Source organism: Nonomuraea fuscirosea (assembly GCF_035917475.1).
GTDB classification, from domain to species: Bacteria; Actinomycetota; Actinomycetes; order Streptosporangiales; family Streptosporangiaceae; genus Nonomuraea; species Nonomuraea fuscirosea.
In genome coordinates this window covers 9,699,963-9,723,066 of sequence record NZ_CP109074.1, presented here as the reverse complement: position 1 = coordinate 9,723,066, position 23,104 = coordinate 9,699,963, and the positions used below count along the sequence as shown (strand labels likewise).

The following is a 23,104-nucleotide window of genomic DNA, read 5'->3' as shown; positions in this document are numbered from 1 at the left end:
ACGGTGACCGTTTCTGTGCGGGGGTCGATCGTTCTTCCTTTTCTCACGCGGCCATCAGTCCTCGGGGCTTCGTCATGCTCGGACTCCTCTGACACGAGAGAATCCGGCGGGCCCGAGGTTCGCTGGAATGATCGTGGCACGCGTCGGTAGCAGCGTGGAATACGCCGGGAACACGCCTGGTCAGCCGGCGTCGAGAGATGACTTCAGGCGCCCCCTTTGCCGGGGGCGCCTGTCATCGAGCGGATCGGGCGCGGGCTCAGTCGATGCGGCGGCAGACGGTCACCGGCAGGCGGGCCGACCACCTCTTGGTGGCGGCGTCGTACGCCTCGGCGTAGCCGTTGTTGCTGCCCGAGCAGGGAGAGGCGAGCGTGGTGTCCACGTAGACGGCCCCGCCCGGCGTGACGGGGTGCGTGCGGGCCGTCGTCCACTTGTGGAACGCGGTGACGCCGTTGCTGTGCTTGACGCTCACGTACACCCGGCCGCCGACCGTGAAATGACCGCCGGCCACCTTGAGGTGACCGTCGAAGGTGTACGTGAACAGGAAGGGACGCTCGGCCTGGGACGTGGCGGCGTTCGCCGGGGCGGCGACGGTCGTGGCGATCACGGCGGCGGATGTGAGGCCGAGCAGGGCACTCAGAGGGCGGTTCATCGGCTCTCCCGGTGACGGTTCGTGTGCTCGTCACCATTGAGCGTCACCGCGCTTGCGGCCTGCCTGCGGGTCGCTGACTGGGGGTGGCGGTGTGCGGGCCGTACCAGAGCGACGACGGGCTCACCCGGCGATGCGCATGTTCACGCCGATCGCAGTCGTTCCTCTATCCACTGGTGGCCGGCATCCCAGTTCGTGAACTCCTCCAGGTGTTCTCCGCTCTGGGCGTCGAAGACGTGATAGCGACGCTTGCCCTCCTTGCCGGTACGGATCAGGTCATAAGTGCCCTCGTGCGAGCGGTACCAGATGCACTCCCGGCCGTCTGCGCGGCGCGGGGTGGGTGATGCGTAGGTGTACGCGTACTCGCTAACCGTTCGATCCGACATGGGCTGGATCGTAACTCCGCGTTTCTCCCGAGGGGAGTGCATCGACTCTGCTTGCCACGCGATCATGGGATGGTGAGAGCACGAGTCGGAGAGTTCCGTTGGGTCGATCTGGAGGCGGGGCCGGGGATCGACGATCCGGCCCATGCCTGCGAACTCCTGGAAATGTATGTCGGTCCTCAAGGTGAGCTGGGCGAGGAATGTTTCCAACTCACCGTCTGCACTCCGTCGGCCCTCGCGGAGCAACTCGGACAGCATCCTTTTCTCATCGGCCGGCACTGGCTCTTCGTCGCCGAACTTCGTCCCGACAAGGTGACCGAGTGGCTGAGCGATCGGATCGCCGTACTGGAGGCTCCCACCTGGGGTGAGCTGGCCGAGAAGATCGGCCGGATCGGGCAGTGGGAGTTCGAGGATTACCCGGGCTGAGGCTTGGCGGCCGTGAGCCGACAGGGGCCTGACCGGTCTTTAGTAGATGCGGTACTTCTTGCCGCAGTTGTCGAACTTCCCGGCCCAGCAGGTGAAGGTGTAGACCTTCTTGACACCCTTGCCGCTCCAGGCGCCGACGACCTCGCCGTCCCAGGACTTGTTGAACCGCTTCCAGTGACCACCCTGGTACACCTCGAACCAGACCCAGCCCTTCTCACCACCGACCTTGTCCACCCCGTACCACTTCGTGAACACCTTGCCGTGCGACTCCCACGTCTTACCGAACGTGTACGCCTTGTGATCACTGGAGAAGAACTTCCCCCAGCTCGTCCCCGTATGAGCGGTCGTGGCGGTGCTCGCCTGAGCCGCCGCCGGGCTCAACGCCAGACCGGCCAGAGCCATCGAACCAGCCAGCGCCGCGATCGCGAAGGTCTTACGCATCTCGGGTTCCTCCCCTTGTCCGTTCCGCCGGGGGCTCCGGCAAGACAGACACTACGGAGACGCCACCCGATCATCTGTGGACGAATCCACACACCGAATGTGATCGCCGCCACACAGCTGAGAGTCCCGGTCAGCCCGGCCCTGACCGCGGACGGCGGCCGGGTGACACGGGCACAATCGGCTTGTGATGCCATCGGTTGCGTTGCGCAGGATCGAACTCGCGGACTGGCGGGCTGTCCATTCCTGGGCTTCTCTGGCCGAGGTCTGCCGGTTCCAGACCTGGGGTCCGGATACTGAGGAGCAGACTCGCACGTTTGTGACGACCGCGGTTGAGGCGTGGTCGCAGGCACCCCAGCTGCGCTTTCCGTATGCGGCGCGGATCGGCGGTGACGTGGTCGGCATGGGTGAGCTGCACATAAGGAGTCGAGAACAACGCCAAGGCGAGATCACCTACGTTGTCCACCCGAATAAGTGGGGCCAAGGGGTGGGAACGGCGATCGGTAATGAGCTTCTCAGCCGAGGATTCGAGGAGAACGGCCTGCACCGGATCTATGCCACCTGTGACCCGCGAAATGCCGGATCGGCTCGGGTGCTCAGGAAGCTCGGCATGACCTGGGAGGGACGGCATCGCCACACCGCGCTGATTCGTGACGGCTGGCGAGACTCTGAGCTGTTCAGCATTCTCGAAGATGAATGGCGCGCGACCTCGCGGCGGTAGTCGATGCTCGTTCAGGTGCCTCCGGTCATCATGATGAGGTGCGCGGCCCAGGGGCAATACGCGTACGACGGAGTGTTCAGCGGCGTACGGCGCGGATCAGTACGGGCAGGGCGGCCAGCAACGCGATCCCTCGCAGCACCCCCGCCACGGGGTACGGCGCGCGCAGCCCGAAGGTGTGCGCCACCAGCCCGCCGGCCAGCGCTCCGAGTGGGATGAGGCCCCAGCCGAGCATCCGGTAGACGCTGTTCACCCGGCCGAGCAGTTCGGACGGCACGATGCGCTGGCGCAGGCTGACGGTCACGATGCTCCACAGGGTGGTGACGAAGCCGTTGGCGGCCAGCAGGGCGCCGAGCACGATCGCGTCCGGGCTGAGTCCGATGCCGACGAAGACGATGACGTTCGTGACGAGCGCGGCGAGAAGGGTGGGGAGCTCTCCCGTCGTTGCGACGAGGCGCGCGCTGACCAGCCCGCTGAGCAGGCTGCCGATCGCGGCACCGGCGAGCAGCAGCCCGTAGCCGCGGGTGTCGAGGCGCAGCGTCTGGGTCGCCAGGAGGACCAGGGAGACGTTGCCGAGGTGGAAGCAGAAGGTGTTGACGCCGAGCAGGACGGCGAGGGTGCGCAGCAGTTGGTGCCGGATCAGCCGGCGCAGGCCGTCCGCGATGGCCGTTCGCATCGGCGGCGGCTTGGTTCGCTCGCGCCCGCGTCTGGGCAACGTCGCCAGCAGCGCGGCTGACAGGGCGAACGAGGCGGCGTCCACCCCGAAGGGCAACGCCACGGCGACCGCGAACAGCAGACTGCCGAGCGGTGGCCCCGCGAACTGCGCGCCCGCCGTGGTGATGGCCTGCTGGTAGCCGTTCGCCTGGTGCAGCAGCGGTTCGGGGACGATGTCCGGCAGCACCGCCTGCGCCGCGTTGCCGAAGACGACCGCGCACGCGCCCAGCCCGAACGCGGTGATCGCGAGCACCGGGATGCCGATCCGGCCGAACGCGGCGAGGATCGCGATGCCGGCGACGATCAACGCTTGGATCGCCTGCGCGCGCCACATGAGAGCGACGCGGTCGTGCCGGTCGACGAGTGCGCCGGCGGGCAGCGACAGCAGCAGCCAGGGCAGGTACGTGGCCGCGGACACGAGCGACACGAGCCGAGGGTCGCGGGTGACCGTGACGGCCAGCAGGGGAACGGCCACGGCGAACGCCCCGTCGCCGACGCCGTTGACGCCGGTCGCCCACCACAACCGCCAGTAGCTCCTGGACAAACGCTGCTCAGCTGACATGGGGCGATCTTCAGGTGGTAACCGGTCGTCACGACAGCATTTAGGCCGGTGCTACATAATCGGACCCGTGGCGCTGACGATCGATCTCGGGGTGACCGAGTTGGCGGCGACCCGGTTCGCGATCTCGCCGCTGTCGGAAACCGTGTCCGGCCTGCAGCAGCTGGGCGGCCTTGATCGGAACCCGGTCAACCTGCGCTGGCTGCGGTGGGCGGCCGACGAGCTCGCCAGACGGCCACTGGATCTCTCGCGTACGTGGCCGCTGATCGTCAACGACAGGCTGAGCTGGCCGGAGTTCCTCGTCCCTGCCCCGTCCGGCTCGGGAGCCTCCATCGACGATGACCTCGCCGCGTTGCGCAAGACGCCCGCCTCTCAAGTGCGGGTCAGCCTCCGGCGCGTCTTCGGCGACGACCTGCCTGGCCCGGCCGCCGTACTCGCTGAACGGCCTGCGGCAGGACTACGGGCAATTGCCGCGGAACTGCGCGCGGCACATGACCGGCTCATCGCGCCGCACTGGCCACGGATCCGGGCCGTACTCGACGCGGACATCATCCACCGGGCCAGGCAGCTGGCCGCGGGCGGGGCCGAGCGGCTGTTTACCGACCTTCATCCGGATCTGCGCTGGCGTGGTGGTCGGCTGGAGCTGGGGGAGACGCGCTGGCGGGTCGAGCGGGTCGTGGAGCGCGGTCCGGGTGGGCTGGTGCTCATGCCGGTCGCGCTCGGGTCGCCGTACGTGCTGATCAAGAAGCGAACGTCCACGCAGACCACCGTGCGCTACCCGGCACGAGGCGTCGGGACGCTGTGGACCGCCGGCACGCGGGCACCCGCCGGCAGCACGGTCCGGCTGCTCGGCCGGGCGCGTGCCGAACTGCTGGAGGCCCTGCGGTCTCCCGCGACGACGACGGACCTGGCCCGGGCGCTCGGCATCACGCCCAGCGCGGTCTCGCAGCACCTGCGGGTGCTGAGGGAAAGCGGGCTGGTCGCGCGTGAACGGTCGGGGCGCAGCGTGTTGTACATGACGACTCCTCTCGGGGCGTCTCTGACCGGAACGGCTACCTGAGTTCCGCTGCGATGGCGCGCGTGAGACCAGCCCGTCGGCCGCGTTCGCCCTGGTGGGGCGAACGCGGTCCGGCCTTGGGCGGGTCGCTCCGGTCGAGCGTTCAGCAGGTCTTGGTCTTCTGGTACGGCTCGCGGTCGTGGGTCGTCGTGATGGACTCGGATGCCGTGCGGCCCTTGGAGATGTGGCGGCAGTTCGAGTCAGGGGCCCACGACCAGGCCACCTTGACCTTCACGGCGTTCTTGCAGTTGTTGGTGAGCTTGACGGTGGTCTTCACCAGCACCTCGCCGAGGCTGTTCCGCTTGCCCGTGTACGAGGCGGTCACCTTGCGGTCGACGCAGGACGGGGCGTTGCCGAGGATCTGGACCGCACTGACGGCCTGGGTGGTGGTGGCGGCCTGGGCGGTGCCGGCGTAGGCGGGAGCAGCGAACGCGGTCATTACGGCGGCGCACGCGAAGGCAGTGCTCAGAAAGCGCATCGACATTCTCCGGTTTCTTTGGTGCCAGAAATGAGTGGTGCTGTGCTTCGGGTGATCGTGGGTCCGGTTCAGTCGCTCGAACCGGCATCGGGTCCACTGGTTCCGAGCCAGGTCCACATGTTTAGTGGGCAGCGGTATATGGCGGGTATGTTGTGCGCCCGCACTGCTGTAGCCGCGAATCGTGCTCATGCCGAACCGGCTCTGGCCGGGCGCGGTACCAGTCCACGACGCGGTACGTGCCGCGGTCGAAGGGTGCGTCATGGGGGAGAGAGCGTCCGATGCCGACCAGGCGATTCAGGTAGCGGGCAATCGTGCTCGGGCCGTACGGGCGTGAGATCGTGAAGCCGTGACGGCTCCGCCAACTCGCGCAGACATCGAAGCGCACTTTGAGTGCCTCATCAGCGGCGCCATGACCCGGGATGAAGTCGACCGCTGGGCGGCCCGATGGGTAGCTGACGAGGCCGCCGAAGTAGACGATGACCTTGTGTGGTGGGCGCTGGAGCGCCTATGCGGCATCGACCTGCGTATCGGGCCGGAAGGCGAGTATTTGCATGACGAGGATCAGATAGCCGGCTGGCTCCGCGAATTCCGTAGGCAGGTCAAGGCGAGCGCCGCCGGCGAGGGCGCTGAAGCTCTGATGTGATGCTTCAGTGCGCTGTCGACGGCTTCAAGCGCACCGTGAACGGCTATCTGGGGAGCAGATTCAGGGCGAAGGTATGAGCTGGGCGGACCACAGAGAAATGGCGAATGTCGATCGTCATCACGTCGGTGACGTGCATCCGTTCTGCCACGACCACCACTGAGGCATCGGCGGCACCCAGGGAAGGTCGTGGTGTCGCTCGACGAGGACGGCGATCCTCGCGAGATCCTCGGCCGTGAGATCGACGAGCCGGAACCAGTCGGACTCGAATAGCCGGAGAAACGCCGCCTCCGCCCTCGCCCCACCGAGTCTGCCGATCATGTAGCAGCTCTCGCCGGCTACGAAACTGGGGACGAGAAGCGGCCGACCGGCGTTGCGGAAGCGTGTGAGTTCCTGTGCGCAGCGCTCGTGGTGCTTGTCGTCCGGAAGGTTGCGGCCTCGATGCGGAGGCCGATGCCTATCAGGGCTACCCCGATGAAGATGGTCACCCATAAGGGCGAACTGCTCGATCTTGTATTCGCCTGGACCATGGCGAGCAGCACGCCCAGGACGATGGCGACGAGGTCGGCCGTGCGATGACTTCGGAGCTGCGCCAGTCGGTTTCGGATCTGTCTTTCGGTTCGGTCACGGGCGGGAGCATCCCGTGGGGACATCAGGATCCGGTAGTGGTCAGGAGTCGCCGCTTTCGGCGCCTCAGAGTCCTTGGCCTCGAACGTCTTGGTGTAGCCAGTGCTTGATCAGGCCGGGATGATGGTGGCGGGATCGGGTTGAGGATCGACAGTTCGCGGCGGGGCCGGGCGCCTTTCTCGCATAGGTACGCGTCTGTCGTGGGCATGGAAGTCAGGCGATCAAGGCCGGAGGGGTTCGGATGGGGGTCTTCTACGACTATTACCGGGCGGCGAACAGACAGGCGGCCGTGGAGAAACCGGATTACCCCCGCGTGGTCGGGATGCCTGGCAGGCCGGCCTTCGATACCGTAGAGAGCAAGTGGTTCAACCCGTGGGATTCGCTGTCGGGACTGATCGCGGTGATCAGGAACGTGCCCTACAGCAGTGATCTCGTGCGGACGGTTGAGCTCTATCCTCCTCCGGAGAACGCGCCCAAGACCGATCAGGAATTGGAGGCCCTTCCGGAGAATTCGCCGTACTTGGTGGGCCCGGGGATCGAGGAACTGCCGGTGGACGTTCGTGACACGCTCGCGGACGTTTCCGACGGGAGACTCGGCGAGCTCGGCGAGCGATGGGCGGCGGAGAACGGCTCTGATCCCGACTCGTTAGCCGGTCTGATCGCGGAGCTGCGAGACTTGGCTCGCCGCGCTCGTGACGAAGATCAGTTGCTTTATTGCTGGAGTTTCGGTTAGCGGGGTCAGTGCGAGCCGGTCAGGGGTTGTGGCGGGGCGTGACCTGCCTGATGATCTGTGGTTCTAACGTCTTGCGAGCTCGTCGGAGTGAACGATGATCTTCGGGAGGAGCCGGGCTTGGCTGATGGTGCTCATGAGCGTCGCTTCGGTGCTCGTGGTCGGGGTTCGGGTGATGGATCGCGGTGAACAGGAGCCGGCCCGTCGATCCGTTCCGGCGCCTGCCGTGAGTGTCAGTGCGCCGAACGCGAAGATCATCGACAAGGACCAGCGGATCGATCTCGACACCTTCGATCAGAAGGACAGCCCTCTGTGGCCGTTCGTCGAGGAGCTTCAGAGGGCCGCCACGACGCGGCCAGGTGGGTGATGCGCGTCGTTTATCCGCGCGGATCAGTCCACGTCGACGTGGTCGAGGAAGTGCAGGAGGCGGGTGAGGACTCGGATGCAGGCGGTGACGTCGGCCTCGGTCAGGTCGCCGCCGGCCTGCCGGAGCACCGCGCGTTCGCGGTCGATCACGGCGGTGATGGCGGTTCTGCCCTCCTCCGTGAGGCGGATGAGTGAGGAGCGTTTGTGGGCCGGGTTGGGCATGGACTCGACCAGGTCGCGTGCCGCCGCGTCGTTGATCATGCGCTGGACGAACTGGCGGCTCAGCGCCTGCGCCCTGCCCAGCTGGGGGACGGTCATGGGGCCGTGTTCGTGTAGCAGGACGAGGACGGCGCGTACGCCGACCGACAGGCCCTCGATGGGCGCGTCCTGCTCCACCTTGCGGTGGGCGCGCCGGTAGAGCGGGCCCACCAGGTCGAACACCTCGGCGAGGCGGTCGGGGAGTTCGGACGGCGACGGGGGTGGCTGGGGCCGGTCGGGTTCGCGCACCGTTTCATGATGACACCTGAGTTGTCATATTCGAGCCAAGATGACACCTTGGTTGTCATGAATGATGTGTTCTGGCTCGACGTCGGCAGTGGCCGGCCCCTGGTCCTGTTGCACGGCGGCTTCGTGGATCACGGCATGTGGGAGGCGCAAATTGCGGAGTTCGCCGGGCGCTACCGTGTCATCGCGCCCGATGCTCGCGGTCACGGCCGGTCCGCCAACGCCACCGAGCCGTACCGGCTCACCGACGACCTCGCCGTCCTGCTGCGTCATCTCCGTACGGGCCCGGCCGTGCTCGTGGGTGTCTCCATGGGCGCGAGCGTCGCGGTGGAGACCGCGCTGGAGCATCCCGAACTGGTCAGCGCCCTGGTCATCACCGGCGCCGGCACCGGTGAGCCGTACTTCACCGACCCCTGGACCGTCCAGCGCATGACCACCTGGCACGCGGCCATGGCGGCAGGCGACCTGGAGGGGTCGGTCGAGGGGTTCATGGCGTTCGTGGCCGGCCCGCACCGCAGCCTCGACGACTGCGATCCCGAGGTCGTGCGCCGGCTGCGGCACATGGCCAGGCGGACCATGGCCAAGCACACCGCCGATGAACCTGATCTGCTCGTTCCCGTACGCGACACCTGGGAGCGCGTCGCCAGAATCGACGTACCCGTGCTGGCCGTCCACGGCGCCCTCGACTCGCCCGATCACATCGGCATGGCGGAGCGGGTCGCCTGCGCCGTCGCCGACGGCCGCACCGTCACCGTCGACGGTGCGGCCCACTATCCGAACATGGAGCGTCCGGACGTCTACCACCAGATCGTCATGGACTTTCTGGAGCGTGTCTCCGCAAAAGGCACGGTCAGGGGTACAGCCAGCAGCGGGTCCAGTGACCGGTGGTGAACGTGTGCGCCGGTGGCGCCTCGGTGGAGCAGGTCGGGGTCGCGTGGGGGCAGCGGTGGGCGAAGGGGCAGCCGGTCGGTTCGGCGAGCAGGTCCGGGGGTTCGGCCAGGTCCTCCTCGTCGAGATCGTCGGGATCGTCGGGATCGTCCAGGTCGTCCGTTCCCGAGGAGGCGGTCGGCCGGTCGGGGTCGGGGGAGGCGGCTAGCAGGAGTTTCGTGTACGGGTGCTTCGGGTCCTGGGTGACCTGCTCCACGGGCCCCGTCTCCACGATGTGACCGGCGTACATGACGCTGATCTCGTCGGCGAAGTAGCGGGCGCTGGCGATGTCGTGGGTGATGTAGAGCATGGCGAGCCCGTCGCGGTTGCGCAGCTCGGCGAGCAGGTTGAGGATGTCGAGGCGGATCGAGACGTCCAGCATCGACACGGGTTCGTCGCCGAGCAGGACGGCCGGTTCGGCGGCCAGGGCCCGGGCGATGGCGATGCGCTGCCGCTGGCCGCCGGACAGCTCGTGCGGGTACTTGTCGATGAAGTCGTCGGTGGGGGTGAGGTTCACCCGTTCCAGCAGGTCCAGGACGCGTCGCTCCAGGTCGGCGGCCGGCGTACGGCCGAAGTTGCGCAGCGGTCTGGACAGGATGTAGCGCACCCGGTGCAGGTTGTTCAGCGACGAGAACGGGTCCTGCAGCACCATCTGGACCCGCCCGAAGTGGGCACGGCGGTCCGCGCGCCGGATCGGTTTCCCGGCGAAGCGGATCTCGCCGCCGGTGGGCAGGTCGCCGAGCGCCAGCAGCCGGGCCAGGGTGCTCTTGCCGGAGCCGCTCTCGCCCACGAGCGCCAGGATCTGCCCCCGCCGCAGGGTCAGGTCGACCCCGTTCAGCGCGTGCACGACGCGGCCGCGGTCGCGGCCGTGCAGCGGGATGCGCTTGGTCACGGCGACCGCCTCAAGGATCGCCTCTGTCGATGACATCAACGCACCGCCTTGCTTCCGGGGAGGCCGGCCGGCTGCTGCAGCAGGCAGGCGGCGCCGTGCTCGGCCGCCGGCGGCAGTTGCGGCCGGGTGGTCGTGCACTCCGGCTGCCGTTTCGGGCAGCGCGGCTGGAAGGCGCAGCCGGGCGGCAGCGCGCGCAGGTCGGGGGGCGAGCCGGGGATGCCGCGCAGCTCGCGCAGCGGCCCGTGCAGCGGCGGGAACGAGTCGCGCAGCCCCTGGCTGTACGGGTGCCGCGGGTCGTGGTAGAGGTCCGCGGCGGTGCCGAGCTCGACGATGCGGCCGGCGTACATGACCATGATCCGGTCGGCGAGCTCGACCAGCAGCGACAGGTCGTGCGTGACGAACACGATGGCGAAGCCGAACTGCCGGCGCAGCCGCATGAGGCGGCGGACGATCTGCCGCTGCATGACGACGTCGACCGCGGTGGTCGGCTCGTCCATCACGATGATCTCGGGCTCGCAGGCGAGCGCGAGGGCGATCGTGGCGCGCTGCCGCATGCCGCCGGAGAGTTCGTGCGGATAGCCGCGGACCCGGTTGGCCGGGATGCCGACGAGTTCGAGCAGTTCCTCGGCGCGGGCCCAGGCTTCCTTCCTGCCGACCTGGCGGTGGGCTCTGATCACGTCGACGAACTGGGCGCCGAGGCGCATGACGGGGTTCAGCGCGGCCATCGCGCTCTGGAACACCACCGCCAGCGAGTCCCAGCGCAGCTCCCGCAGCCGGGCCGGGGACGCGGCGAGCAGGTCGATGCCAGGATCCGAGCTGCCGGGGTGGTAGGTCACCGCGCCGCCGGCGATCCTGGCCGGCGGGCGTTGCAGCCGGGTCAGCGCGGTCATCAGCGTCGACTTGCCGCTGCCGCTCTCGCCGGCCACGCCGAGGATCTCGCCGCGGCGCAGCCGGAAGCTGACGTCGTCGACCGCGCGGACCGCGCCGGGGCCGGAACCGTACTCGACGGTGAGGCCCGCCACGTCGAGCAGAACGGGGGAATCCTTCATCAGCTCGCCTCCGCGATCGCCGCCGTCGCCCGGCCCGCCTTACGGGACGTCTTCTGGCCGCGGGCGCGCAGCCGGGGGTCGGACAGTTCGTCCACGCCGAAGTTGATCAGGCCGGCGGCGGTGCCGATCAGCGCGATGCACAGGCCGGGCGGCGCGAACCACCACCAGGCGCCGCTGAGCAGGGCGCCCTGGGACTGCGCCCAGAAGAGCATGGTGCCCCAGCTGACCGTGTTCGGGTTGCCGGCGCCGATGAAGTTCAGCCCGGCCTCGGCCGCGATCGAGCTGACCACGGCGAACAGGAACGTGGAGGCGATCAGCGGCGCCAGGTGCGGCGCCACCTCCAGCAGCACGATCCGTACCTTCGACTCGCCGGCGTAGCGCGCGGCCTGGACGAAGTCGCGGTTGCGCAGCGACAGCGTCTGGGCCCGTTTGACCCGGGCGCCGCCCGGCCAGCTCGTCAGCCCGATGATCAGCGCGACCATGATCCAGCCGCCGCGGCCCTGGGTGTAGCTCGCGATGATGATCAGCAGCGGCAGCCCGGGGATGACCAGGAAGATGTTCACGAACGCGGTCAGCAGCGCGCCGGCCTTGCCGGTGCTGTAGCCGCTGATCACGCCGAGCAGGACGGCGAGCGTGGTCGAGATCGCGCCGCCGGTCAGCCCGACCAGCAGTGAGGTACGGGTGCCGGTGACGAGCTGGGCCAGCACGTCCTCGCCCGCGGTGGTCGTGCCCAGCCAGTGCCGGCCCGACGGCGGCTCCAGCGGCCCGCCCGCGTGCAGCCGCTCCGCGCTCTGACCGAGCAGCGCCGACACCAGCACGGGCCCGACGATCGCGATGACGACCAGCGCGACCAGGATCACCAGCCCGACCGCGACCTTGCGGTTGCGCGGCCGGCGGAGTTTGCGGCGCAGCCGCATCAGGAGACCTCCCGGGTCCGTGGGTCGAGCAGGACGTAGATCGAGTCGGCGATGAAGTTGATCACCAGCACCGTCAGGGAGATGACCAGGAACAGGCCCTGCATCAGCGGATAGTCGAGATTGAGGATGGCCTGGTTGAGCAGGCTCCCGAGCCCTGGATAGTTGAACACCAGCTCGGTCAGCAGCGAGCCGCCGACGACCATGCCGATCGAGACGGCGAAGCCGGAGATGCTGGGCAGGATCGCGTTCCTGGCGGCGTAACCCGAGACCACCCGGGCGGTGTGCAGGCCCTTGGCCCAGGCCAGCAGCACGTAGTCCTCGTTGATCACCGAGGCGGTCATGTTGCGCATGTGGATCAGCCAGCCGCTGATCGAGGTCAGCACGATGGTCGCGGCCGGCAGGATCGCGTGTTCGAGCGCGCTGCCGATGAACTCGGCGGTGAATCCCGGCTCGACGTTGCGCCCGGCGCCGCCGGCCAGCGGCAGCCAGCCCCACTGGAAGGCGAAGACGAAGGCGAGGATCAGGGCGATCCAGAAGTACGGCACCGAGTGCACGAAGATGGACAGCGGGCTGGCGATGGAGTCGAACCGCCGCCCCGGCCGCCAGCCGGCGATCGCGCCCAGGACCGTGCCGATCACGAACGAGATCACCGTCGCGGTGCCGACCAGGACCACCGTCCACCAGAAGCCGGAGCTGACCACGTCGGTGACCGGCGTCGGGTAGAAGGCGATCGACAGCCCGAAGTCGCCGCGGAACAGCCCGCCGAGGTAGGACACGTACTGGTCCCAGAGCGGGCCGCCGTTCGCGCCGCCGAAGAGCCGGTGCACGACCGCCTCCCGCTGCGGCGACACCGGCCCCAGCTCGGTCATCTTGAGCAGGATCGCCGAGGCCGGGTCGCCCGGCATCAGCCGGGGCAGCAGGAAGTTGAGGGTGATCGCGGCCCAGCCGGCGACCAGGTAGAACGCGATCCGCTTGACCAGCACGCTGCCGGCCAGCGCCCGCAGGGGACCGCTGAGGGGAAGGGCCGTCGCCTGGGCTGCCATGACGCTCCTAGAGGGCCGGCTTGAGCGACAGCACCAGCTTGGCCGCGTAGACGCCGCTGATCGCGCCGGGATCGGGCGTGGTGTACGGGTTCCGCTCGCTCGGCCAGCCGGTCCAGTTCATCGTGGAGTACATGTACGGCGTGCCCTTGACCAGCAGCGGGACCACCGGCACCTGCTCCACCATGATCTTCTCCAGCGGCAGCGTCGCCTCCTTCTGCTGCTCGGGCGAGGCTTTGGCGAGCGCGGCCAGCGCCTTGTTCGTGGCGGGGTCGTCCCAGCCGACGAAGTTGTGCTTGCTGTCGGGCGCGAGCATCGAGGAGTAGAAGTTGTACGGGTTCGCGCCATAGGTGAAGGCGTCACCGTAGATCGCGTCGAAGTCGCCCTTGCCCTCGCGCGTCGTGTACGCCGTCGGCGGGACGCCCTCGACCGCGGCCTTGACGCCGATCTGGGTGAGCTGCGAGACCAGCTCCTGCGTGTAGGCCATGCCGTCGGCGAAGGTCGAGACCGTGAGCACGCCCATCGTGAGCTGCTTGCCGTCGGGGCCGACGAGCTGGTCGCCGTTCTTGTGGTAGCCGGCCTTGGCGAACTCCGCCAGCGCCTCCTGCTGGTTCTGGGCCAGCGGCGCCCGGTCGGCGTCGGGGATCCAGTCGGTCCAGTCCTCCTGGTAGAGGCCGGTCGCGGACACCGGCGCGTACACGCCCGGGTTGTAGGCGTTCGCGATCTGCTCGCGGTTCAGTGCCAGCGCGAACCCCTTGCGTACGTGCAGATCCTGGAACGGCTTGCGCTTGAGGTTCAGCAGCAGCGGCTTCATGCTGGCGTGCACCGGCCACAGGTGGTTGTTCGCCGGGTCCTTGGCGACGAACTGCTGCATGTCGGGAATGCCGGCGTAGGCCAAATCGACCTCGTGCCGGACGAGCTGCTGGGCCAGCAGGCTGGTGCTGCTGGTCGTGATGTAGTTGATCTGGCCGACCGGCACCTTCTGCTTCCAGTAGTCGTCGCGGGCCTCGAAACCGGCCTGCTGCCCGGTGACCCGGCCCAGTTTGTACGGCCCGCTGCCGACCGGGACGGTGTTGAGCTCGGTGTCGGGGTTCTTGCCCTGCCAGAGCTTGGCGGGCACGATCGCGGTGCGGCCGATGTCCTGGACGATCGCGTACGCCGGTTCGGAGAACTCCAGCCGGACGCCCTTGTCCGTCTTCGACGCCTTGGTCAGCGGCAGGGCGAGCAGCTCGTGCTCTTTCATGTACTCGAACGTGAAGACCACGTCGTCGCTGGTCAGCGGGCTGCCGTCGGACCACTTGGCCCGGGTGTCCAGGGTGACGTCCAGGGTCTTGCCGGCGTCGGCCCAGGCGATCTCGGTCGCCAGGCTGGGCATGAACTCGAACTTGCCGGCCGTGTTGAAGTCGTACAGCTGCTCGTAGATCAGCCCCATCGTGCCGCGCAGCGCGTTCGGCGAGAACGGGTTGAAGTTGGGCTGCAGCGTCGGCTGCGAGTAGGCGGCGACGGTCAGCGGCGCGCCGCCACCCGCGGCACCGCCTCCGCCGCCGTTCGCGCCGCCGCCGGAACAGGCCGCGAGCGAGGCCGCCAGCACCGCCGACACGACACCTGAAGCGATTCTTTTCGACTTCGTCACAGTCAACCCCTCTCGGCCGCACAGGGCCGGCTTCGTCGCCATGGCTCGCCACAGGCGCAGAGTCACGGGCAATCGCGACCGGGAGTCTTCAGCGGTACTGGAGCAGGGTCGCGGCACGATGCTGCCAACGCTTGCAGCAATTGTCAATGAATTGTCGGTTATGATCCGGTCGCGAGGCTTGTTTCCGCGCATACAGTGAGGCTGTGGCACTGGCGGCTCGCTGCAAAACGCTTGCGGTGAGGTGCCAGTCATTGCAGCGACGACATGAAGGGGGCCGGGGATGACGGTGACGCTCGCGGACGTGGCCGCGGTCTGCGGGCTGTCCATGTCGACGGTCTCGCGGGCGCTGTCGCACCCCGAGCGGGTGAACGCGAAGACCCGCTCCCGGATCGAACGGACCGCCAAGGAGCTGGGGTACGTGTCCAGCCGGGTGACGCGCCCGCAGTTGTCCCGGCGGACGGCGACCATCGGGCTGATCGTCCCCGACATCGCCAACCCGTTCTTCGCCGTGCTGGCCAAGGCCGTCCAGGACCGGGCCTGGAAGAAGGGGTATCCGGTGCTGCTCGCCGACACGGGCGAGCGGGCGGCCGACGAGCTGGACCGCGCCCGTACGCTCGGCGAACGGGCCGACGGGCTCATCCTCGCCGCGCCGCGGACGGACGACGCGCGGCTGCGTGAGATCGCCGGGAGCCTGCCCGTCGCCCTCGCCGGCCGGGAGGTCGAGGGCGTGGCCGGCGTGGCGATCGACGAGTTCACCGGCATGAACGAGGCGGTGCAGTACCTCGTCTCGCTCGGGCACCGCGGCATCTGCTACCTGTCGGGGCCGAGCCGGTCCTGGTCCGATCGGCGGCGGCGGGCGGCGATCGGCGCGGCCTGCCGGGCGCACGGGGCCGAGCTGATCGAGCTCGGGCCGTTCGAGCCGCAGGTCCAGGCCGGGATGCGGGCCGCGGACATGATCCGGTTCCGGGGCGCCAGCGCCGCCGTCGCGTACGACGACATGATCGCGCTCGGCGTGATCGCCCGGCTGGCGGAGCGGCGCGTGCAGGTGGGGCGGGAGATCAGCGTGATCGGCGTGGACTGCGGGGCGCTGCCGGGGGCCGCGTACCCGACGCTGACCACGGTGCATCTGCCCGCGGCCGAGGTCGGCGCGCTGGCCGTGGACCTGCTGCTCGACCAGCTCGATCCGGTCGCCCGCGGCACGGCGGACGGACAGGCGGCGCGGCTGCGGCTGGAGAGCCGGCTGGTGATCCGCGGCTCCACCGGCCTGCGGATGCCGTGACACGCCCGTCCCCCAGCGTGGATGCCGTGACACGCCCGTCCCCCGACATGGGGGACGGGCGCTCCGGTCAGGACTCGCTGAGCACGAGACCGGAGTTCGGCGAGAGCGTCACCGAACGGGTGTAGGTCCGGCCCTGCAGGTCGGTGTAGGTGCCCCGGGGCAGGTGCAGCACGCCCGACTTGGTGGAGGAGGGGTTCACCACGGTCAGGCCGTGTTCGTAGCGCCGCTGCCACAGCGTCGGGCCGTGCTTGACCGGCGGCGCGACCGGCCGGCCGATGTCGGCGCGCTGCTCGGGGACGTCGTTGAAGCCGGCGTAGTCCTTGAGCCCGGTGCTGGCCATCATCGTCGGCTGCTCGCGGACCAGGAAGTAGTTGGCGACCACCCATTCACGCTGCTCGGGCGTGGACTCGTACCAGTAGTCGGTGGGCAGCTTGCTGTCCACCACGATCGGCTTGCAGCGGTACTTCCTGAACAGCTCGAACGTGCCGAGCCACTCGTCGTCGTTGACGTTCTCCACCCGGTGCACGGTGAAGCCCTGCTCGTTCAGCCAGATGTCGGAGATGTCGATCGCCCGGCTGATCGCGGCCAGATACTCGGGCGAGCTGTCCTGGTACTGGTCGTGCAGCCCGCCGTGATAGGTGACGTTGAACGCGGCCGTGGTGCCCCGCGCGTGCAGCCCGTCGCGCAGGTACGTCAGCCAGTCGGTCAGATAGTCGATGTAGGCCGGGTCCTTGGGGTCGTCGGTGAACTGCTGCACCCAGTTGCCCTGCTCGTCGTAGTGCCCAGCGCGCTTGAAGTCGTTGCGCACCTGCACGTTGTCGACCGCGATCACCTTGAAGCCCTCGGCGATCTTCGGATCGATCATGTTCTCGAACATCCACTGCCGCACCTCGGGATTGCCCACGTCGAGCGGCGTGTAGACGTGGTTGTTGAACTCCCAGGCCGGGGTGACCCGGTCGGCCGTGTAGGCGATCCAGGTCGGGTGGTTCTCCTTGAACCACTCGAAGGTGTACTGCCGTAGCGGGGCATTTCTGAACATCGTGATGTACGTGCTCGCGACGACGCCGGGCGGCTGGTTCGGGCTGAGCGCGGCCCAGACGAACTGGACCCGACCGTCGTACACGGAGGGGTCGGGGACCTGGCGGTCGAAGACCTGTGCCTGGGAGACGCCGTGGTCGGGCGACTGGGGGAGGGTCAGGTCCGGGTTCAGCGGCGGGCACGGCGTGTTGGAGCTCGGCGCGGCGGCGCTCGTCGCCGCGCCGGCCGGCAGCGCGACCGCCGTGGTGGTGAGGAGGGCGGCGAGCCCGGCGGCGACGCCGGCGCGCCGGGCGAGGGTGGCAACGGGGGGTTTCATCGCGTTCCTTTGCTGGTTCTGGCTGGTTGGGACTCAGGTGCTGAGCACGGTGCCGGAGTTCGGGGGCAGGGTGATGTGGCCGCTGTGGGTCGCGCCGTGCAGGTCGGTCCAGGTCCCGGCGGGCAGCACCATCGTCACGGCCTGCGTGGAGCTCGGATTGACCAGGACGCGTCCGCCGGTGTAGCCGCGCTTCCAGCCGCCGGTGGTGTCCTGGACGGGCGCGCTCGACGGGGTGCCGATGTCGGTGTGCAGCTCCGGGCGGTCGACGAAGACGTGATACTGGCCCACCCCGCAGAGCGTCATCATGCTGAGCCGCTCGCGGTAGAGGAAGTAGTTCGCGATCGCCCAGTCGACCTGGGCCTGCGAGGCGTCGGCCAGGTCCTCGGCCGTGGTCTGGTTGATGGCCAGGTAGAGCTTGCCCGGCGCGACCGACCTGGCGAAGTCGAACTTGTCCCGCCAGGCCTGGTCGTTGTAGTTGGAGTCGCGGTGGACGGTGAACCCCTGCTCGTCCACGTAGATGTCGACGAGGCCCACCGCCTGCTGGATGTCGGACAGGACCACCGAGGCGTTCCAGGTGATGTTGGCCGCCATGGCGACGTCGCGGGTGTGCAGCTGACCAGCCAGGTAGCCGAGCCAGCCGAGCACCGCCGCCGGCCACGCGCGGTCGTCGCGGCCGTCGTACTGCTGGACCCAGGCGCCGTCCGCGTCGTAGTGCCCGGCGCTGTTGTAGACGTTGGGGGTGGCGACGTTGTCGAAGCCGATGATCGGGTAGCCCTGGTCGATCAGCGGCTGCACGAACGTGCTGAAGTAGTACGTCCGCACGGCCGCGTTGGTGATGTCGATCGGCACGTAGAGCGTGTTGCCGAACTCCCACGCAGGCGTGACCCGGTCGGCCTGGTAGACCACCCAGTCGGGATGGTTGGCCTGGTACCAGGCCAGGGTGTGGGTGCGGTCGAAGTCACGGAAGGCCGGCAGGTAGCCGGAGGGCACCGTGCCGGCGGGCTGCGCCAAGGTGGAGGCTCCCCAGACGAAGTCCACCAGCCCGGTGTAGACCGATCTGTCGGGGATCTGGTTGTCGAAGATCTGGCCGCGGGCGATGCCGTTGGCGGACGGGTCGGGCAGGAGCAGCGACGCGGCGTTGGCCGGACGTGCCCCCGGCCACAGAGCGCCTGCCGTCAGTGCCGCCGCGCCGGCCAGGATCTGCCGGCGGCTCGGGTGAGATTCGATCCGCGAGCTGCTGTCCATGATCAACTCCTTCGTCGAGGGCGTCCCGACGCCACGGCCGATGACATCGAACCTAGTGACCGCAAACGATTGCCGCAATACTGCAAATGCAATCATTCACTTTGCAAGGCTTGAGTAGCAGCACGATCTGAGATCGTTTGCCGCAACGCGGTCGTTCAGGCTCCGCTGAGGCAGTCGCGAACGCCGTACGCGGCGAAATCGGCCAGGTCGGCTCTGATGCGGCCGGCGACCTCCGCGTGGTCGGCCAGATCGGGAGCCACCGCGGCGAGCAGCCCTCGCGGGTCGTGCGCCAGCCGTCGCAGCTCGTCGGCGCGCGGATCGCTGACCTCGACCGGACGCCCGGCGTCGTCGGCCGAGACGGTGACGTGCCTGAGCCAGGCGGCCACCGCGAGGCAGGCCCAGCGCGGCATCCCCCCGGCGGCCAGCCGGTCCCGCACCGTGCCGAGCAGGCGGATCGGCACCTTGAGCGACCCGTCCATGGCGATCTGCGCGCACCGGTGGCGCAGCGCCCGGTTCCGCATCCGGGCCAGCACCCGCTCGCCGTACTCGCGCAGGTCCACGCCGGGCGGCGCGGTCAGCGTGGGCAGCACGTCCTCACGGATCAGCCGCCCGGCCAGGCGGGCGAGCACCGGGTCGCCGAGCGCGTCGGCGACGTGCTCGGCGCCGGTCAGCGCGCCGGTGTAGGCGAGCGTGCTGTGCGCGCCGTTGAGGATGCGCAGCTTGGCCCGCTCGTACGGCTCCACGTCGGCGACGAACCGCGCGCCCGCCCGCTCCCACGCCGGCCGGCCGCCGGGGAAGTCGTCCTGGAGCACCCACTGGCTGTACGGCTCGGCCACCACGGCCGCCAGGTCCTCCCGCCCGGTCAGTTTCGCGGCGGTCGCCAGGTCCTCCCGGGTGGTGGCGGGCACCATCCGGTCCACCACCGTGGCCGGGAACGACACCCCCTCCGGCACGCTGCCGCAGGCGTTCCGCACGGCCTCGCGCAGCCGCCGGCCGTTGGCGAGCAGGTTGTCGCAGCTGACCACCGCCACCGGGCCGCCTCCGTCCACGCCCCTGCGTGTCAGGCCGGCCGCCAGCAGGCCGATCGCACTGCCCGGCCGGGTGTCGGCGTAGGCCTTCTCGGTGATCGTCAGCGTGATCACCCGGGTCGCGGGGTCGGCCACCTGCCGGACGACCTGCTCGGTCTCGGTGGGCGCGTGCAGGACTCGCCGTACCGAGGAGATCTCGGTGGCGGAGACGTCGTCGCCGTCGCGTACCAGCAGCGTGTAGCGGTGGTCCTGGGCGCGCAGCGCGCGGACGACGTCGGGGGAGCGCGGCGCCACCGCGCAGATCGCCCAGCCGTCGCCCGCCTCCTGCGTGTGCACGGCCTGGTGGGCACGGTGGAAGGCGCCGAGCCCGAAGTGCACGATCATGACTCGGCGAGGAGTTCGGCGATGTCGATCGGGCGCGCCTCCACCGCCGAGCGCCAGATCGCCTCGCCCGTCGCCACCGCCAGCGCCCCCTGGCGGGCGTCGGCGAGCAGGTTGTCGCGCAGCGACTCCGGCGCGGGCTCGCCGAACAGGTCGCTTCGCTGCAGCGGGTCCGCGCCCTCGTGCCCGCCCTCGCGGACGATCACCTCGATCGTCTCCGGCTCGCCGAACAGAGGTGAGAACGTGAACGTGTCCGAGCCCGGGAGCGGTGTCCCGTCCGGGGTCCTGCCGTGGCGGGACTCGATCTGGCCGTGCGTGCCGCTGATCAGCACCCGGTAACCCTCCCAGGGGGAGGAGAAGTCGAGGCTGTAGGCCAGGCTCGCGCCGCTGTCGTAGCGGACCAGTGCGGAGTAGGTGTCCTCGATGTCGATCTCGTCGTCGTAGAGGTAGGTGTCGTCGGGGTACTGGTGCTCGTAGGCCAGGCCGTACAGGCCGGTGCGGACGCCGCCGGGCTCGGCGAAGGCGCCGCTGCCCGCCTGTGCCCGGTAGTAGGGGTCGCGCTCGTACAGGTCGGCTCCCGTGTACGGCAGGCCGGCGGCGTCGCGGGGGCGGTGCGGGCTGCCGGGGCCGTAGTAGTTGAGCGCGCCGTAGGCGAAGACCTGCTCGGGAGCGGCGTCGATCCACCAGGAGACCAGGTCGAGGTGGTGGCAGCCCTTGTGCACCGACAGGCCGCCGGACAGCGCGCGCACCCGGTTCCAGCGCTGGAAGTAGCTGCCGCCGTGCCGTACGTCCACGTGGTAGTCGAGGGCGACGTGGGTGATGCGGCCGAGCCGGCCGTCCTGGATCAGCCGCTTGATCTGGCGGTGCCGCGGGATGTAGCGCATGTTGTGCGTGACCAGCACCGATCCCTTGCTGTCACGCTCGGCGTCGAGGACGCGGACGGCGTCGGCGGCGGTGGTGACCATGGGCTTCTCGGAGATGACGTCCAGGTCGCGGGCGAGCGCGGCCACGATGTAGCCGGCGTGGGTGTGGTCGGGGGAGGCGACGATCACCGTGTCGGGCGCCAGCTCGTCCACCATCCGGTCGAAGTCGTCTGGCGCGTACCAGGGCAGGCGCTCGTGCCCCTCGGGCAGCACCGAGTCGTTGAACGACTCCACCCGCGCCCGGTCGGGATCCACCACGCCCGCGACGGTGTCACCGTGGTCGAGCAGGGGCAGCACGAAACTCGCCAGCCCCCGGTTGGACAGCCCGCATACGACGTACCGCTTCATACGTGTCAGCCTCCTGCAAACGCAGTCATGTGATCCTCGTCGGGTTCCGTGCCATAATGCCGAGACTGCTCATGAAATTGCAACAAACGCTTGCAGGAGGAGTTCGTGGACGACCTGACGGCGATCGGCGATCTGCTGGCGGGCGAGACCCCCGTCACCTGGGTCTTCGCGGGCGACAGCATCGTGCAGGCGGCCCGGTGGACGGCCGGGGCGCGCGGCTACGCCGAGCTGTTCTCGGAGCGGGTCAGGTACGAGTGCGGGCGGTCCATGGACGCGGTGATCAACACGGGGGTCAGCGGCTGGCGGGGCGCCGACCTGGCCGCTCACCTGGACCACGCCGTCCTGCGGCACGCGCCCGACGTGACGGTGATCGGGGTCGGCACGAACGACGCCAAGGACCTCTCCGTCGCGGAGTTCCGCGCCGTGATCACGCCGGTCCTCGATCGGGTACGGGAGGCGGGGTCGCGCGTCGTCCTGCAGACCCCCGTTCCCGGGACGGTCGCGGCCATCCCCGCCTACGCCGAGGCGATCAGGGAGCTGGCCGCCGAGCGGGGCGCGGCGCTCGTCGATCACCACGCTCGCTGGCAGGAGGCCGATTCCCGCTGGTACGGGGATCCGGTGCATCCCAACGCCGAGGGGCACCGGGTGATGGCGGGCACGCTTATCGACGCGCTCGGCGTACCAGGGCGTCCGATTGCAAGCGGTAGCTGAAATAGCAGCATCGACCTGCAACGAGAGAACGCTTACTCAGCTCCGCCCGTGCGATATCGTCGCTTCGTTGCAGCAAACCAGGAGGGTCAGGCTCATGCCAGTCACGCTTGCGGACGTCGCCCAGGCCACGGGGCTGTCCGCGTCGACCGTGTCACGGGCGTTGTCCGACCCCGACAAGGTCAACGTGCACACGCGCGAGCGCGTCCGCCGCGCGGCCCGCGAGCTCGGCTACGTGCCCAACCAGACGGCCCGCTCGCTGATCTCCGGCCATCACGACATCTTCGGGCTTATCGTGCCCGACATCGCCAACCCGTTCTTCCCGCCGATCATCAAGGCGATCCAGGCGCGGGCGGGGCTCAAGGGCAAGACCGTGATCATCACGGACGTGGACGAGCACCCGGGCGACGAGGTCGAGCGGGCGCAGATCCTCCGTAAGCGGGTCGACGGGCTGATCATGGTCTCCCCGCGTACCGGCGACGATCGGCTGCACGAGCTGGCCCGGCTCAAGCCCATCGTGTTCGTCAACCGGCGGGTCCCCGGCGCGGCCAACGTGCTGGTCGACAACGACGACGGCATGATCGAGGCCGTCGAGCACCTGACCGCGCTCGGCCACAGGAAGCTCGCCTACCTCAGCGGCCCGCGGCGCTCGTGGTCCAACGCGCAGCGGCGCGAGGCGGTCGTCGCCGCCTGCCAGGCGCAGGGGGTCGAACTGGTCGAGTACGGGCCGTTCGAGCCGCAGGTGCAGGCCGGCGTGCGCGCGGCCGACCTGGTGCACGCCGGCGACGTCACCGCGGTCATCGCCTACGACGACCTGATCGCGCTCGGCCTGATGACCCGGCTGGCCGAGCGCGGGGTGCGCGTCGGCCAGGACCTCAGCGTGATCGGCATCGACGACAGCCCGATGTCCGGCATGGCCTACCCGACGCTGACCTCGATCCACGTGCCGGGGACCGAGGCCGGGGTGGTCGCGGTCGATCTGCTGCTGGACATGATCAACAATCCGGGGGAGGAGGAGCCGCCGGTGGTCCAGCTGGAGACGCGGCTGGTGGTCCGCGGCTCCACCACCCTGGCACCGTCCAGGTGACGGCAGT

General features: G+C 69.2%; 26 protein-coding genes. 10 read left to right on the top strand and 16 right to left on the bottom strand.

Translation table 11 applies throughout. The features are described from left to right. Window positions 1-256: 256 nt before the first annotated feature. Complete coding sequence (locus tag OIE67_RS44510; protein WP_326631890.1) at window positions 257-649, bottom strand: hypothetical protein; 393 nt, start codon at window positions 647-649, stop codon at window positions 257-259. Window positions 650-789: 140 nt separating this feature from the next. Next, complete coding sequence (locus tag OIE67_RS44505) at window positions 790-1,032, bottom strand: hypothetical protein (RefSeq protein ID WP_326631889.1); 243 nt, start codon at window positions 1,030-1,032, stop codon at window positions 790-792. Between the two features lie 51 nt (window positions 1,033-1,083). Between OIE67_RS44505 and OIE67_RS44500 the strand changes: the two genes are divergently transcribed. Next, the gene (locus OIE67_RS44500; RefSeq protein WP_326631887.1) at window positions 1,084-1,455 is read left to right on the top strand and encodes an Imm8 family immunity protein; all 372 of its coding nucleotides are present in this window, start codon (window positions 1,084-1,086) and stop codon (window positions 1,453-1,455) included. 39 nt (window positions 1,456-1,494) lie between these two features. Here OIE67_RS44500 and OIE67_RS44495 read toward each other — a convergent pair whose 3' ends face one another. Then, window positions 1,495-1,896: a hypothetical protein gene (locus OIE67_RS44495; RefSeq protein WP_326631886.1), complete on the bottom strand. Its 402-nt coding sequence runs from the start codon at window positions 1,894-1,896 to the stop codon at window positions 1,495-1,497. 202 nt (window positions 1,897-2,098) lie between these two features. Here OIE67_RS44495 and OIE67_RS44490 point away from each other — a divergent pair, with 202 nt between their 5' ends. Beyond that, window positions 2,099-2,614 carry a GNAT family N-acetyltransferase gene (locus OIE67_RS44490; RefSeq protein ID WP_326631883.1) on the top strand — a complete coding sequence of 172 codons (516 nt, stop codon included), beginning with the start codon at window positions 2,099-2,101 and terminating at the stop codon, window positions 2,612-2,614. 76 nt (window positions 2,615-2,690) lie between these two features. Here the strand turns inward: OIE67_RS44490 and OIE67_RS44485 are convergent, their stop codons facing one another. Next, window positions 2,691-3,887 (bottom strand): MFS transporter, encoded by a 1,197-nt coding sequence (locus tag OIE67_RS44485; RefSeq protein ID WP_326631882.1) that lies wholly within the window; start codon window positions 3,885-3,887, stop codon window positions 2,691-2,693. A gap of 67 nt (window positions 3,888-3,954) precedes the next feature. Here OIE67_RS44485 and OIE67_RS44480 point away from each other — a divergent pair, with 67 nt between their 5' ends. Further along, complete coding sequence (locus OIE67_RS44480; RefSeq protein WP_326631880.1) at window positions 3,955-4,944, top strand: ArsR/SmtB family transcription factor; 990 nt, start codon at window positions 3,955-3,957, stop codon at window positions 4,942-4,944. Between the two features lie 100 nt (window positions 4,945-5,044). Here the strand turns inward: OIE67_RS44480 and OIE67_RS44475 are convergent, their stop codons facing one another. Continuing rightward, window positions 5,045-5,380 (bottom strand): hypothetical protein, encoded by a 336-nt coding sequence (locus OIE67_RS44475; protein ID WP_326631878.1) that lies wholly within the window; start codon window positions 5,378-5,380, stop codon window positions 5,045-5,047. Window positions 5,381-5,765: 385 nt separating this feature from the next. Between OIE67_RS44475 and OIE67_RS44470 the strand changes: the two genes are divergently transcribed. Further along, window positions 5,766-6,062: a hypothetical protein gene (locus tag OIE67_RS44470; RefSeq protein ID WP_326631876.1), complete on the top strand. Its 297-nt coding sequence runs from the start codon at window positions 5,766-5,768 to the stop codon at window positions 6,060-6,062. A 117-nt stretch (window positions 6,063-6,179) separates the two neighbouring features. Here OIE67_RS44470 and OIE67_RS44465 read toward each other — a convergent pair whose 3' ends face one another. Continuing rightward, window positions 6,180-6,380, bottom strand: coding sequence for a hypothetical protein (locus OIE67_RS44465; protein WP_326631873.1), 201 nt, complete (start codon window positions 6,378-6,380; stop codon window positions 6,180-6,182). A 547-nt stretch (window positions 6,381-6,927) separates the two neighbouring features. On the opposite strand from OIE67_RS44465, the gene OIE67_RS44460 reads away from it, so the two are divergent. Then, the gene (locus OIE67_RS44460; RefSeq protein WP_326631871.1) at window positions 6,928-7,419 is read left to right on the top strand and encodes a hypothetical protein; all 492 of its coding nucleotides are present in this window, start codon (window positions 6,928-6,930) and stop codon (window positions 7,417-7,419) included. 124 nt (window positions 7,420-7,543) lie between these two features. Continuing rightward, window positions 7,544-7,783, top strand: a complete 240-nt coding sequence (locus OIE67_RS44455) for a hypothetical protein (protein WP_326631868.1) — start codon at window positions 7,544-7,546, stop codon at window positions 7,781-7,783. A gap of 23 nt (window positions 7,784-7,806) precedes the next feature. Here the strand turns inward: OIE67_RS44455 and OIE67_RS44450 are convergent, their stop codons facing one another. Continuing rightward, window positions 7,807-8,289 carry a MarR family winged helix-turn-helix transcriptional regulator gene (locus OIE67_RS44450; protein WP_326631866.1) on the bottom strand — a complete coding sequence of 161 codons (483 nt, stop codon included), beginning with the start codon at window positions 8,287-8,289 and terminating at the stop codon, window positions 7,807-7,809. A gap of 57 nt (window positions 8,290-8,346) precedes the next feature. Here OIE67_RS44450 and OIE67_RS44445 point away from each other — a divergent pair, with 57 nt between their 5' ends. Continuing rightward, the gene (locus OIE67_RS44445; RefSeq protein ID WP_326631864.1) at window positions 8,347-9,177 is read left to right on the top strand and encodes an alpha/beta fold hydrolase; all 831 of its coding nucleotides are present in this window, start codon (window positions 8,347-8,349) and stop codon (window positions 9,175-9,177) included. Here the strand turns inward: OIE67_RS44445 and OIE67_RS44440 are convergent. The 5 genes from OIE67_RS44440 to OIE67_RS44420 are packed head-to-tail and all read right to left on the bottom strand — an operon-like array spanning window position 9,137 to window position 14,711. After that, on the bottom strand, window positions 9,137-10,141 hold the full coding sequence (locus OIE67_RS44440; RefSeq protein ID WP_326631862.1) for an ABC transporter ATP-binding protein: 1,005 nt from the start codon (window positions 10,139-10,141) through the stop codon (window positions 9,137-9,139). The genes OIE67_RS44445 and OIE67_RS44440 overlap by 41 nt on opposite strands. Further along, entirely contained in the window at window positions 10,141-11,154 is a 1,014-nt protein-coding gene (locus OIE67_RS44435; protein ID WP_326631860.1) for an ABC transporter ATP-binding protein, read from the bottom strand. The genes OIE67_RS44440 and OIE67_RS44435 overlap by 1 nt, the downstream gene beginning before the upstream one ends. Next, a complete protein-coding gene (locus OIE67_RS44430) occupies window positions 11,154-12,071 on the bottom strand; it encodes an ABC transporter permease (protein ID WP_326631858.1) in 918 nt (305 codons plus the stop codon). The genes OIE67_RS44435 and OIE67_RS44430 overlap by 1 nt, the downstream gene beginning before the upstream one ends. Next, window positions 12,071-13,114, bottom strand: a complete 1,044-nt coding sequence (locus OIE67_RS44425; RefSeq protein WP_326631856.1) for an ABC transporter permease — start codon at window positions 13,112-13,114, stop codon at window positions 12,071-12,073. The genes OIE67_RS44430 and OIE67_RS44425 overlap by 1 nt, the downstream gene beginning before the upstream one ends. A gap of 7 nt (window positions 13,115-13,121) precedes the next feature. After that, window positions 13,122-14,711, bottom strand: a complete 1,590-nt coding sequence (locus tag OIE67_RS44420) for an ABC transporter substrate-binding protein (protein WP_326631854.1) — start codon at window positions 14,709-14,711, stop codon at window positions 13,122-13,124. A gap of 313 nt (window positions 14,712-15,024) precedes the next feature. On the opposite strand from OIE67_RS44420, the gene OIE67_RS44415 reads away from it, so the two are divergent. Continuing rightward, the gene (locus tag OIE67_RS44415; RefSeq protein WP_326631852.1) at window positions 15,025-16,023 is read left to right on the top strand and encodes a LacI family DNA-binding transcriptional regulator; all 999 of its coding nucleotides are present in this window, start codon (window positions 15,025-15,027) and stop codon (window positions 16,021-16,023) included. A 67-nt stretch (window positions 16,024-16,090) separates the two neighbouring features. Here OIE67_RS44415 and OIE67_RS44410 read toward each other — a convergent pair whose 3' ends face one another. The 4 genes from OIE67_RS44410 to OIE67_RS44395 form a co-directional block, all read right to left on the bottom strand. Continuing rightward, window positions 16,091-17,377: a putative glycoside hydrolase gene (locus OIE67_RS44410; protein WP_326631850.1), complete on the bottom strand. Its 1,287-nt coding sequence runs from the start codon at window positions 17,375-17,377 to the stop codon at window positions 16,091-16,093. A 33-nt stretch (window positions 17,378-17,410) separates the two neighbouring features. Continuing rightward, window positions 17,411-18,622: a hypothetical protein gene (locus OIE67_RS44405; protein ID WP_326631848.1), complete on the bottom strand. Its 1,212-nt coding sequence runs from the start codon at window positions 18,620-18,622 to the stop codon at window positions 17,411-17,413. Window positions 18,623-18,777: 155 nt separating this feature from the next. Next, window positions 18,778-20,034: a mannitol dehydrogenase family protein gene (locus OIE67_RS44400; RefSeq protein ID WP_326631846.1), complete on the bottom strand. Its 1,257-nt coding sequence runs from the start codon at window positions 20,032-20,034 to the stop codon at window positions 18,778-18,780. Next, window positions 20,031-21,302: a Gfo/Idh/MocA family protein gene (locus OIE67_RS44395; RefSeq protein WP_326631844.1), complete on the bottom strand. Its 1,272-nt coding sequence runs from the start codon at window positions 21,300-21,302 to the stop codon at window positions 20,031-20,033. The genes OIE67_RS44400 and OIE67_RS44395 overlap by 4 nt, the downstream gene beginning before the upstream one ends. Window positions 21,303-21,407: 105 nt before the next feature. Between OIE67_RS44395 and OIE67_RS44390 the strand changes: the two genes are divergently transcribed. Both OIE67_RS44390 and OIE67_RS44385 read left to right on the top strand, forming a co-directional pair. Continuing rightward, a complete protein-coding gene (locus OIE67_RS44390; RefSeq protein WP_326631842.1) occupies window positions 21,408-22,013 on the top strand; it encodes an SGNH/GDSL hydrolase family protein in 606 nt (201 codons plus the stop codon). Window positions 22,014-22,107: 94 nt separating this feature from the next. Then, window positions 22,108-23,097, top strand: a complete 990-nt coding sequence (locus OIE67_RS44385; protein WP_106243700.1) for a LacI family DNA-binding transcriptional regulator — start codon at window positions 22,108-22,110, stop codon at window positions 23,095-23,097. Window positions 23,098-23,104 lie beyond the last annotated feature (7 nt).